Origin of the sequence: Micrococcus sp. R8502A1 (genome assembly GCF_006704135.1) — a bacterium.
Taxonomy (GTDB): Bacteria; Actinomycetota; Actinomycetes; order Actinomycetales; family Micrococcaceae; genus Micrococcus; species Micrococcus luteus.
In genome coordinates this window covers 1-11,927 of sequence record NZ_VIGS01000061.1, presented here as the reverse complement: position 1 = coordinate 11,927, position 11,927 = coordinate 1, and the positions used below count along the sequence as shown (strand labels likewise).

Genomic DNA, 11,927 nt, shown 5'->3' with positions numbered 1-11,927 from the left:
CGTCGGCAGCACCAGATGTGTATAAGATGCAGGGGAGGGGCGCATCGCACGCCGCCACCGGTGCCGCAGCCTGGTTGGCCCTCACGGGCGGGTTCTCGCCGGCGGACGCCGGCAGGGGACGCACTCGTTGATCGGGATCGCCGCGTTCACGGCGGCGGGGCGCTCGTCCTCCAACGCTTCGGTGTAGGCCAGCCGGGTGTGCCCATCGATCGCCGAGTTCAGGGAGGTGTACCCCACCTTCGCGCCGGGTCCATGCTTGGCGGCCCGTACGGCCCGTGCGGCCTCGGTGCCCCGCCCGTGGGCGCGCGGGCCGCCCCCGTCGGGGATCTTGCCGATCTTCTTCACGTCCAGGTGCACCATGTGTCCCGGGGCCCGGGCGGTGATCTTCTGCGGTGGCTGGCGCAGCTCTTCCCCGGTGGGGGTCAGGGGTGCGTGAGCGTGGGTCACGAGCGGGCTCTGTTCTCCGTGGATGTGGTAGTTGAGGAACTTCCATCCCGCGGGACGGGGCCCGCTCGTCTCATCTCAGGCCGCTGGTCATGCCAAGAACCTCATGACCCACAACATCTAGACCCGGCCTTGACCCTTCCACCGTGTCACCCCACACGCTGTTGCCATGGTCACGCACACGAACCTCATGACGATCGGCGAGTTCAGCTCGCTCTCCCGCCTCTCCGTGCGGATGCTCCGCCACTACGACGCCCACGGCGTCCTGGTGCCGGAGCACGTCGACGCGCACAGCGGGTACCGCCGCTACGCCCCCGCCCAGCTGCGGGACGCCGCGGACATCCGGAACCTGCGCGACGTCGGCCTCGGCGTCTCGGCCATCACCGCCCTCCTCGCCGCCCGCGGCACCTCGACCTGGACCGATGCGCTCGCCCTGCAGCGGTGCACCCTGGTCGAGGAGCTGCACGCGGCCCGGGAACGGCTTTCCCTCATCGACCGCATGCTCACCCCAGGAGAGATCCCCATGACCATCCAGCTGAACCGCACCGCCGTCCCTGCCATGACCGTCGTCGCCCTGCGCGGCACCGTCCCGTCTTACTCCGACGAGGGCCGCCTGTGGGAGAGGCTCATGCCCGCCCTGCAGCAGCAAGGCATCAGGCCCGTCGGCCCGTGCGGCGTCATCGAGCACGACGACGAGTACCGCGAGGCCGACGTCGACCTGTCCGTCTATTGCCCCGTGGCGCCGGGGACTTGGGCGGAGGGCCCGCTTGTGGTGCTCCAGCTTCCCGAGCGCGACTGCCTGGTGGCGCATGTCATCGGCCCGTACACGCAGATCTCGCAGGCACACGACCTGATCGTCCAGCGCATGGAGGCCGAGGGGCTGGCTGCCCGGCAGGACGGGACCCTGGCCTCCAACGTATTCAACCGCTATCTCGTGACGCCGGACCAGGCCGCGCCTGAGGATCTCGTGACGGAGGTGTGCAGGCCGCTGGCGTGAGGCCCTGGTGACATGCACCAAGGGTCGCGGGGGAGACCCCGTGGCCCTTCGTGCTCGTCTCGCGGCTGGTTTCCCCATGGGTCGTAAGCCCAAGCCGCACGTGGGAGGGCACAGTCCATCACGGAGACATGAAGCATCGCAGCGGGCTCAGCGCCGAGACGCCCTCCGATTCTGGCGTCATATGGGGATGTTCAGTCCGCAGTCGTCACTCGAACTGACGTCTCGAACGGCTCCGCCCGAGGGGTTGCGGGTGATTGAATGGAACCCTGATCACGGTGACGATCGCCTTCCGTGGAACCACCTGGTGCCCCCTCGGCCTACGCGGACGACGCCGGCGCCGAGATGAACGCCCTCACGGGCGGAGCGCAGCTGCAGGCTTCCTCGTGGATGACGCGGGGAGTCTCATCGGGGAGTTGGACGCCGTGGCCGGGCCGATCGAGGACCAGGGAGATGCGGCACAGCCTCAACTGGACGCGTCCCGTCTACATCGCCTGACGCACACGCGTGGCAGGTGCTGGATCGCCGGGGGCGACGACGGACTTCAAGCACTGCTTGACGGCGAGCGAAGGCGCGAAATCACGGTGGTCTCACGTCGCTCGAACCCCGTTGCCGGGCCGTTGACCCACCCCTCCCGCCGCTGACAAGGTCAGACCATGACGGCAGGAGCCTCCCGATGACCCGCGTCCACGTCCTCGCCACCGGCGGCACCATCGCCTCGCGCTCCGGCGAGGGCTCCGGCGCCACGGCCGCACACGCCGCGGAGGCCCTCCTCGCGGGCATGGACACGACCGCCGACGTCGAGATCACCGGCGAGGACGTGATGACGGTCGGCAGCTACCGGCTCGGACTGCCGGAGCTGGCCACGATCGCCCGCACCGCACGTGAGCGCGCGGCGGACCCCGGCATCGACGGCGTCGTGGTCACGCACGGCACGGACACCATGGAGGAGACCGCGTTCCTCACGGACCTGCTGAACGGCACGGACACCCCCGTGGTCTTCACGGGGGCCCAGCGCGCCGCCGACCACCCGGACACCGACGGACCCCGCAACCTCCGCCAGGCCGTCCTCGCCGCTGCTCACCCGAACGCTCGCGGACTCGGCGCCCTCGTCGCCTTCGACGGCGTGCTGCTCTCGGCACGCGGCACCCGCAAGGGGCACACGATGGTCAGCCAGCCGTTCACCGGCGGCACGCTCGTGGGCGCGACGCACGGGGATGAGTTCCGCCTGCACGCTCCCCCGCATCGACCCGGCACCCTCGACCTCCCGGACTCCGGGCTGGACGGCGTCCGAGTCGACCTGATCACCGCGTACCCGGGCGCGGACCCCGCGGCCCTGCCGGCCGCCGTCGATCGCGGCGCCCACGGCATCGTGCTGGCCGGCACTGGCCTGGGCAACGCCGGGCCCGGACACGCGGAGGCGGTGGCTGACCTTGTCGCGCGAGGGGTGCCCGTCGTGCTGGCGACCCGCACCCTGGCCGGGCCCGTCCTCGGCGTCTACGGCCACGGCGGTGGCGCGGACATCCTGGCCGCCGGTGCCGTGGCGGCCGGCGAACTGACCCCGTTCCAGGCCCGCATCCTGGCCGCCGCCCTGCTGGCGCATCGGCCGGATCCCCACGAGTTTGCGGCGCGGTTCACCCGGCTGCGCTGACCCCACCCACGATTCCGAGGAGGAACCCCCATGGCGAAGAAGATCTACGTGAGCGTCGGCATCGATGTGGACGCGGTCGGCGGCTGGCTCGGCTCGTACGGCGGCGAGGACTCCCCGGGCGACATCTCCCGCGGCTTGTTCGCCGGCGAGGTGGGTGTACCGCGTCTGCTGCAGCTCTTCCAGCGGCGCGAGCTGCCGGTCTCCTGGTTCTGGCCGGGGCACTCGATCGAGACGTTCCCGGAGCAGTTCGACGCCGTGGTCGCCGCCGGTCACGAGATCGGCGTGCACGGGTACTCGCACGAGAACCCCATTGCCATGACCCGGCAGCAGGAGACCGAGATCCTGGACTACTGCACGGACCTGATCGAGCGCCGCTCGGGCACCAAGCCCGTGGGCTACGTGGCGCCGTGGTGGGAGTTCTCCAAGGTGACCAACGAGATCCTGCTCGAGCGGGGGTTCCTCTACGACCACTCGCTCATGCACGATGACCACACCCCGTACTACGTGCGTGTGGGGGACAGCTGGACGAAGATCGACTACGAGGCCGCGTCGGCGCACGAGTGGATGAAGCCGCTCGTCCGGGGTGAGGAGACCGACCTGATCGAGATCCCGGCGTCCTGGTACCTGGACGACCTGCCTCCCATGATGTTCATCAAGTCCAGCCCCAACAGCCACGGTTTCGTCTCCCCGCGGGACATCGAGCAGCTGTGGAAGGACCAGTTCGACTGGGTGCACCGCGAGATGGACTACGCGGTCTTCCCGATCACGATCCACCCGGACGTGTCGGGCCGCCCGCAGAACCTGCTCATGCTGGAACGGCTGTTCGACCACATCCAGGGGCACGACGGCGTGGAGTTCGCGTTCATGAAGGACGTGGCCGCGGACTTCGCCCGCCGGTTCCCGCGCGAGCGCGGCTGAGCGCGGATGTGCGGGGCGTGCGGGCGCGGGGTGGCGTCCCCGACGACGGCGCTCCTCAACGAGCACGGCCTCAAACGGCGGGCCCTGGCGCGGCTGCGCGGCGAGCTCGCCCCGGGATGTCGACTCACGCTCGAGGGGGACGCCTGGACGCTGATCCGCCGCTCGGGGCGCGGTGAGCACCACGCCGACGTCGAGGGGTTGATCGCCAGCCTCGAGGGCGGCGCCGCGGGGGACTGGGCCGGGGCCGAGCCACCACGGGAGGTTGTCGCGGCTGTGACGGCGGGGGTGGTGGCCCGAGGTCGACCGACCTGACGGCCGCGACACGACCTGGGGTCTGCCGTCAGATCATGTCGCGATCGACAGGTCATCCCGAATCCATCGCCGCCCCCCTCACGCCTCCGCCAGCACCTCGGCCCACACGCGGGCCCGGGCGGTCATCCCGAGATCACTCCGCCGGCGTCAATTCCCGCTTGAGGATCTTGCCCGTGGCGGTCTTGGGCAGCCCGTCCCGCACGTTCACGGTGCGCGGGTACTTGTAGGGGGCCACCTGGGACTTCACGTGCTGGATCAGCTCCTCCTCCGTGGCGTGCGCGCCGGGGGCGAGCACCACGTGCGCGGCGACCTCCTGGCCGAGCTCCGGGTGGGGCACCCCCACCACGGCGGCCTCCGCGACGGCCGGGTGCTCGTAGAGCACCTCCTCGATCTCGCGCGGGTACACGTTGAGCCCGCCGCGCAGGATCATGTCCTTCGTGCGGTCCACGATGTAGTAGTTGCCCGCGGCGTCGCGCCGGGCGAGGTCGCCGGAGCGGAACCAGCCGTCCTCGGTGATGGCCTGGGCGGTGGCCTCCGGCTTGCCCCAGTAGCCCTTCATCACGTTCTCGCCGCGGATCCACACCTCGCCCAGGGTCTCCTCGTCGCCCTCGGGCACGACGGCCCCGTCCGGCGTCACCAGCTGCAGTTCGCACCCGCGGACGGCGCGTCCGATCGAGCCCGGCTGATGCTTCTCACCCGGATGGTTGAAGCACGCCACCGGGGAGGTCTCGGACAGGCCGTAGCCCTCGAGGATCTCGCACTTGAAGGTGGCTTCGAAGCGGCGCAGCAGCTCCACGGGCAGGGCGGATCCGCCGGAGACGCCCAGGCGCAGGCTGGCCAGGTCCTCCGGACGGTCCTTGGCCGCGGCCAGCACCGCCCCGTACATGGTGGGCACGCCGATGAACACGTCCACCGCGCACTCCCGGACGGTCTGCACGGCCACGGCGGGATCGAAGCGGGGGATCAACGCCAGGCTGGCGCCCGTCGTCACGGACGCCATGAGCGCGCACGTGAGGCCGAAGACGTGGAACAGCGGCAGGCAGCCGAGCACGGTCTCCCCGTGCTGGAGCTGGATCAGCGTCTCCGCCGCGGTGTCCGCGTTGGTGCCCATGTTCCGGTGGGTCAGCTGGGCCCCCTTGGGGCGGCCGGTGGTGCCGGAGGTGTAGAGGATGACGGCGTCGTCCTCGAGGTCCCGCTCGACGGTCTCGGTCACCGGGCCGGGGCTCTCCGCGAGGTGCGGGGCGAGGCCGTCCTCGCCGAGGGTGCGCAGCGGCACACCGCGCTCGCGGGCGCCCTCCACGGCTTCCTCGGACGGCACGGACCACAGCATCGACGTGCCCGAGTCCTCCAGGTAGTACTCGATCTCGCGGCGCTTGAACAGCGGGTTCATCGGGACGACGACGGCGCCCAGCTGCAGGGCCGCGAAGAACACCACCGGGAACGCCGGGATGTTCGGCACCATGAGCGCCACGCGGTCCCCGGGGCCGATGCCCTCCTGCCGCATGAGCCCGGCCAGGCGCTGGGACTGGTCCTGGAGCTCCGCATACGTCATGCGGTTCTCGCCGAGGATCAGGGCGGTGGAGTGCGGATGCTCGGCGGCGGTGCGCTCGAGGCGGGCGGACAGGGTGGGGGTCACGACGGGCCTCCGAGGGGAGTCGGATGTGATGGGAACCACAGTGTAACGCCCGGCGGCGCTCGTTCGCTGTGAGCCGAGCGGGGTGTGTCGGCCGACCTCACGCCAGCGACATCACCGCGGTTCTGCCCGGCGGTGATGTCGCTGGCGCGCGGTCATCCACCGGCCCCGCCTGCGACGTCGATGTGTCGTCTCCACGGCCCAGGGGCGCAAGACTGGTCCCCGCACACCGCCGCCCGGACCGCCGGGCCAGACCGGAGGACAGACCATGACCGCACAGACCCCCGCCACCCCTGCCATCCCCGCGACGATGAAGGCGGTCGTCATGCGTGCGCCGGGCGACGTCGTCGTGGAGGAGGTGGACACTCCGCGCGTCGCCCAGCCCACGGACGTGGTCCTGAAGCTGGCCGCCGCGTGCGTGTGCGGCTCGGACCTGTGGCCCTACCGCGGCCACAACGACGTCGACAACCGGCGCATGGGCCACGAGTACGTCGGCACGATCGTGGAGAAGGGCGAGGACGTCGCCACCCTCGAGGTCGGCGACTTCGTGATCGGCTCCTTCATGCTCTCGGACAACACGTGCGAGATCTGCCAGGCCGGCTACCAGTCCCGCTGCGTCAACGCCGGCGAGTACACGGGCAGTCAGGCGCAGTACATGCGCGTCGAGCTCGCCGACGGCTCCCTCGTGAAGGTGCCCGGGGGCGAGCCCTCGGACCCGGACCGCCTGGCCGACTACCTCGCCGCCTCGGATGTGCTCGGCACCGGCTGGTACGCCGCCGTCGCCGCGCAGGCCGGCCCCGGCAAGACCATCGCCGTGGTCGGCGACGGCGCCGTCGGCCTGTGTGCCGTCCTGGCCGCCAAGACCCTCGGCGCGGAGCAGGTCATCGTGTTCTCCCGCCATGAGGATCGGGCCGCGCTCGCCCGGGAGTTCGGTGCCGACGTCGTGATCGCCGAGCGCGGCGAGGAGGGTGCCGCCCAGGTGCGCGAGCTCACCGGCGGCTACGGCGCGCACGGGGTGTGCGAGGCCGTCGGCACGCAGGGCTCCATGGACCAAGCTCTGGCCTCGGTGCGCCCCGGCGGGTACGTCGGGTTCGTGGGCGTCTCCCACGACCAGACCCTCGACGGCTCCGACCTCTTCGGCCGGCAGATCCACCTCGAGGGCGGCCCCGCCCCCGTCCGCCGTTTCCTGCCCGAGCTGATCGAGCGCATCCAGTCCGGGGAGATCCAGCCCGGCCGCGTGTTCACCGCGCGCATGCCGCTCGACGACGCCGCCGAGGCGTATCGGGCCATGGACGAGCGCCGCGAGATCAAGGTGCTGCTGGAGGTCTGAGGCCGTCGGTCTCGAGCAGGCTGGGCGACGCTTGACCCTCCCCTTGGGGGAACGCCCACGCTGGGATCACCTGAGAGAAAGGCCGCCCCATGAGCCCCCTGATGACCGTCGGCGAGTTCGCCCTCGCCACCGGACTGAGCGTGAAGGCGCTGCGCTTCTACGACGAGCGTGGCCTCCTCGCTCCCGCCGACGTCGACGCCCACTCCGGCTACCGCCGCTACGAGCCCGGCCAGATCCGGACGGCCGCGCAGATCCGCGTCCTGCGGGCGGCCGGCCTCACGGTCGACGACGTCCGGTCCGTCCTCGCGGACCCCGCCTCCCTGTCGGCGCGGCTCGAGGCGCACGCGGCCGAGCTGCGACGCCGCCGCGACCTCGAGGACCGCGCGCTCGCGCTCGCGGCCGCCGGTGTCTACGCGGCCCCGGATCCCGACGACGACGGCGGCCCCGCCCGTCCCGGCCCCGTGGCGGAACGCACGGTCGGGCCGACGCCGTGGGCCGGCGTCGTGCAGCGGGTGGCCCTGGACGAGGCCGGTGAGGAGTCGACCACCGAGCGCGCGAACGCCGCCTTCGCGACGCTGTTCCAGGCACTCGCGGAGGCGGGGTCGGCACCCGCCGGGCCGCTGTGGACGGCGCTGCGTCCGGTGCCGGGCGCCGCCGACGTCGTGGAGACCGTCCTGGCCGTCCCGCTGAGCGGCCCGGCTCCCGCGGGCCTCAGGGTCGACGGGCACGAGGTGGTGACCGGGACGCTGCCACGCCGCGTGGAGCGGTACGTGGACGTGCGCGCCGATGCGGGCGAGGTCGACCTCCTCGACGACGTCCCCGGCGGCGCGCTGCCCCATCCGGACCTGCTGGGACTGATGGACGCGTTCGACGTGGAGGACGCCGGCGTCGCGCCGGAGTTCCGCCAGATCCTCGCGGACCCGGAGGCCGGGCACGTCGAGGTGGTGGCGACGGTGCGGGAGGTGGCGGTGACGGTGCAGGAGGAGGCGGGAGCGGGGCAGGGGTGAGCCGGTGCGGGGGCGGCACGGCGTGTCTGGCCGGCCGACCCTGCCGGTCCCACACAGACCCCCCGGGGGCTCAGGGGTGCCGGAGGTGGCCCGAATGTGATGGAGTGCACGGATCCTGTCCACGACCTGGGAAGTGACCATGGAGCAGTTCGTCACCGCCGCCAACTCGATCATGTGGAGCCTGCCCATGGTCGTCGGGCTCCTCGCCCTGGGCCTGTACTTCACGATCCGCATGGCAGCTCCCCAGGTGCGGCTGCTCAAGGACATGGTGGGTCAGCTGGTCAGGGGAGGATCGTCGTCGGCGGGGATCAGCTCGTTCCAGTCGTTCGCCATGGCCCTGGGTGGGCGCATCGGGGTCGGCAACATCGCGGGCGTCGCGGCCGCGATCTACCTGGGCGGCCCGGGCGCACTGTTCTGGATGTGGGTGACGGCGATCCTCGGCGCCCCCGTGGCGCTCGTGGAGAGCTCGCTCGCACAGCTCTACAAGCACAAGGTCCGCGGCGAGTACCGCGGCGGGCCCGCGTACTACATCCTCGAGGGGCTCGGCCGGAACTGGCGGTGGCTGGCGGTCGCGTACGCCGCGGCCACCGTGTTCGCCACCGTCTTCACCGGCCCGCAGATCCAGGCCAACGCCGTCACCGCCGCCACGACCGAGGCGTGGGGCTGGGACCCGCTGTGGGTGGGTCTCGGGATGGCCGTGCTGTTCTGCGTGATCGTGTTCGGCGGCATGCACCGCCTGGGCCGCACGGTGGGCCTCGTGGTCCCGTTCATGGCCGGTGCGTACATCCTGGTGGGGCTGCTCGTCGTCGGGCTGATGTGGCAGCAGGTCCCCGCGATGTTCGGCCTGATCTTCTCCAGCGCGCTGGGCCTGGACTCGGTCTACGGCGGCATCCTCGGCGCCGCCGTCGCGTGGGGCGTGCGCCGTGCCGTGTACTCCACCGAGATCGGCACCGGTTCGGGCGCCCAGGCCTCGGCGGCCGCTCACGTCTCCCACCCCGTGAAGCAGGGCCTGGCCCAGGCGTTCTCCGCCTACGTGGACACCCTGTTCGTCTGCACCATGACCGGCCTGATGATCCTCGCCACGAACAGCTTCAACGTGCTGGGCCCGGACGAGGAGAGCCTCCTCGCGGAGCACGTGCCCGGCGTCGAGGAGGGCCCAGCATGGGTCCAGATCGCCATCGACGAGGCACTGCCCGCCTTCGGCCCGTCCTTCGTGGCGATCGCCGTCTTCCTCTTCTCCTTCACCACCCTGCTCTCCTTCGCGTTCTACGCGGAGACGAATGTCGCCTACCTCATCCCGAACAAGACGGCGCAGCGCGCGGTCATCGCGGTCGCCCGGCTGCTGCTGGCCGGCTCCATGGTGTTCGGGTCCGTGCAGAGCTCGGCCCTCGTGTGGGCGTACGCCGACTTCGGCGTCGGCCTCTACACGTGGGTGAACATCGTGGCGCTCATCCTGCTGAGCCCCGTGGCCATCCGGCTGCTCAAGGACTACGACCGCCAGCGCCGCGCCGGCCAGGAACCCGTGCTGGATCCGCACGCGATCGGCGTCCGCAACGCCCGCCTGTGGGAGCAGATCCACGCGGCGTACCAGCAGACCGGCGACCTCGACCGCGCCATGGAGCACGTCGCCGACACCGCCCCGGACACCCGCGCGATCACGATCGTGCGCGGGGGCCCGGAGCGCGGGGAGGGGTGAGCGGGACGGGGTCGGCCCGCTCCCGCACCCGAGAGGACTCCGCCCTGGCCGACGTCTCCACCTCCACCGACACCGCCGTCGGCGACTCGGACACCCGCCCCGCCGCCGAACGCACGGACGCCCCCTGTCGCCGCGGTGCTGCTCGCCGGCCGGGCCGCGCTGGTCACGGGCGGCATCCTGGGCATCGGGTTCGGCATCGCTGCGTCGCTGCGGGACGCCGCGGCGCGGGTCGCCGTCACGGGGCTGACCGACGAGGAGTACGCGGCCGCCCGCGAGGCCGGGTTCCCCGCGTACGTGCTGGACGTGCTTGCGTCCAACGCGGGCATCTACCCCCGAGCCGGATCGCGGACATGACGGACGAGGACGTCGACCTGATCTTCGACGTCAACGTGAAGGGAACCATTCACGCGGCGCAGGCGGCGCAGCTGGGTTTCGTGCGGTCCGCGGCGATCGAGCTGGCGCGCCACGGCATCACCGCACCCGGCGCCCCTTCCAGGGCACCGACCTCACGCCGATCCGCCCGGTCCTGCGCAACGCCGGTTGAGTTATCACGGGTTTTTGCGCCCAGGACCCGCGATAAGTCAACCAGCGTTGCTTCGGGCGGTAGATCCGGGGCCGCCAGCTGCTCTGGTGAATCCGCGCACGGCGCCCCGGCAGAATGACTCCATGGCATCCCCGCAGCCCCCCGCTTTCGGCCCCGTCCTCCACCACCGCGCCCACGGCATGGCCCCCGGCGACGCCATCTCCCCGCCGCTGGTGCACGCCTCCGCGTTCCACTTGCCTGGGTCCGGTCCCGACGGCGCCCCCGTCGCCCCCGGTGCGGACGTCGCCTTCCAATACGCCCGCTGGGGCACGCCCACCTGGGCCGCGCTCGAGGCCGCCCTCGGCGCGCTCGAGGACGCGGACGTCGCCGTCGTCCCCTCCGGCATGGCGGCCATCGCCGCCGCCCTGCTGCCCGTGCTCCGCCCCGGCGACCGCGCCCTGCTGCCCTCGGACGGCTACGGCGCCACCCGCGCCCTCGCCACCGAGCACCTCGTGCCCGCCGGCGTCCACGTGGACTTCGTGTCCACGCCGGGCCTCGCGGAGGCCGACCTCTCCGCCTACGACCTCGTGTTCGTCGAGACCCCCTCCAACCCCGGGCTGCGCGTCGCGGACCTGGCCAACGTCGCCGCCCGCGCCCACGCGAACGGGCGGCGGGACGGGAAGGGGGCGCTCGTCGTCGTGGACAACACCTCCCTGACCCCGCTGGGGCAGCGGCCGCTGGACCTGGGGGCGGACGTCGTCGTCGCCTCGGACACGAAGGCCCTCAACGGGCACTCCGACGCCCTCGGCGGGCACGTCGCGTCCCGCGACCCCGGGCTGATGGCGCGCGTGCGCGGCTGGCGCACCCTGGCCGGCGGGATCCTCGGCACCCACGAGGCCTGGCTGATCCACCGCGGTCTGGAGACCCTCGAGGTCCGCTTCGCCCGCATGTGCGCGTCGGCGCTCGCGTTCGCCGAGCTCGCGACCGGGCACCCGGCCGTGCGCGCGGTGGCCTACCCGGGGCTGCCGGACCACCCGGACGCGGCGATCGTCGCGCGCCAGATGACGGCGGCAGGTGGCGTCGTCGGGCTGGAGTTCGCGGACGCGGCCGCGGCGGAGCGGTTCATCGGGGCGGCCACGTACGTGGTGGCGCAGACGAGCTTCGGCGGCACCCACACCGCGGCCGAGCGCCGCGCCCGCTGGGGCGACGACGTCCCGGCCGGCTTCGTGCGCCTGTCCGTGGGCGTCGAGCCGACGGCGGAGCTGCTCACCGACCTGGCCCGGGCGCTGGACGCGGCGGCCGGACCCGCCTGAGCCCGGCCTGTCTCTTATACACCACTGACGCCGCCGACGATCGCATAAACGTGCGTCTCAGCGGGCGCCGCTTCATAACAGAAAACAAGCAGAAGAGAAAGATCCG

11 protein-coding genes and 1 pseudogene are annotated in these 11,927 nt (G+C 72.2%); 10 read left to right on the top strand and 2 right to left on the bottom strand.

Annotation, left to right across the window (positions count from 1 at the left end; all coding sequences use genetic code 11):
• Positions 1–150: 150 nt before the first annotated feature.
• Positions 151–426, bottom strand: a pseudogene (locus FLM69_RS09920) (IS481 family transposase); the annotation flags it as partial.
• 187 nt (positions 427–613) lie between these two features.
• Between FLM69_RS09920 and FLM69_RS09915 the strand changes: the two are divergent.
• From FLM69_RS09915 to FLM69_RS09900, 4 genes are all read left to right on the top strand, one after another.
• Positions 614–1,441, top strand: a complete 828-nt coding sequence (locus tag FLM69_RS09915; protein WP_036382410.1) for a MerR family transcriptional regulator — start codon at positions 614–616, stop codon at positions 1,439–1,441.
• A gap of 673 nt (positions 1,442–2,114) precedes the next feature.
• Positions 2,115–3,089, top strand: a complete 975-nt coding sequence (locus FLM69_RS09910; RefSeq protein ID WP_036382412.1) for an asparaginase — start codon at positions 2,115–2,117, stop codon at positions 3,087–3,089.
• Between the two features lie 30 nt (positions 3,090–3,119).
• On the top strand, positions 3,120–4,007 hold the full coding sequence (locus FLM69_RS09905) for a polysaccharide deacetylase (RefSeq protein WP_036382414.1): 888 nt from the start codon (positions 3,120–3,122) through the stop codon (positions 4,005–4,007).
• A 30-nt stretch (positions 4,008–4,037) separates the two neighbouring features.
• The gene (locus FLM69_RS09900; protein ID WP_235186485.1) at positions 4,038–4,319 is read left to right on the top strand and encodes a hypothetical protein; all 282 of its coding nucleotides are present in this window, start codon (positions 4,038–4,040) and stop codon (positions 4,317–4,319) included.
• 133 nt (positions 4,320–4,452) lie between these two features.
• Here FLM69_RS09900 and FLM69_RS09895 read toward each other — a convergent pair whose 3' ends face one another.
• Entirely contained in the window at positions 4,453–5,955 is a 1,503-nt protein-coding gene (locus FLM69_RS09895) for a long-chain fatty acid--CoA ligase (protein WP_036382418.1), read from the bottom strand.
• Between the two features lie 265 nt (positions 5,956–6,220).
• Between FLM69_RS09895 and FLM69_RS09890 the strand changes: the two genes are divergently transcribed.
• The 6 genes from FLM69_RS09890 (at position 6,221) to FLM69_RS09870 (ending at position 11,821) form a co-directional block, all read left to right on the top strand.
• The gene (locus tag FLM69_RS09890; RefSeq protein WP_141844073.1) at positions 6,221–7,282 is read left to right on the top strand and encodes a zinc-binding dehydrogenase; all 1,062 of its coding nucleotides are present in this window, start codon (positions 6,221–6,223) and stop codon (positions 7,280–7,282) included.
• A gap of 89 nt (positions 7,283–7,371) precedes the next feature.
• On the top strand, positions 7,372–8,289 hold the full coding sequence (locus FLM69_RS09885; protein WP_141844071.1) for a MerR family transcriptional regulator: 918 nt from the start codon (positions 7,372–7,374) through the stop codon (positions 8,287–8,289).
• A 139-nt stretch (positions 8,290–8,428) separates the two neighbouring features.
• Positions 8,429–9,985: a sodium:alanine symporter family protein gene (locus tag FLM69_RS09880; RefSeq protein WP_036382433.1), complete on the top strand. Its 1,557-nt coding sequence runs from the start codon at positions 8,429–8,431 to the stop codon at positions 9,983–9,985.
• Between the two features lie 135 nt (positions 9,986–10,120).
• Positions 10,121–10,339, top strand: coding sequence for a hypothetical protein (locus tag FLM69_RS11690; protein WP_052007004.1), 219 nt, complete (start codon positions 10,121–10,123; stop codon positions 10,337–10,339).
• Complete coding sequence (locus FLM69_RS11610; RefSeq protein WP_235186486.1) at positions 10,336–10,647, top strand: hypothetical protein; 312 nt, start codon at positions 10,336–10,338, stop codon at positions 10,645–10,647. Before FLM69_RS11690 ends, FLM69_RS11610 begins: the two co-directional genes overlap by 4 nt.
• 4 nt (positions 10,648–10,651) lie before the next feature.
• Complete coding sequence (locus FLM69_RS09870; protein WP_036382424.1) at positions 10,652–11,821, top strand: cystathionine gamma-lyase; 1,170 nt, start codon at positions 10,652–10,654, stop codon at positions 11,819–11,821.
• Positions 11,822–11,927 lie beyond the last annotated feature (106 nt).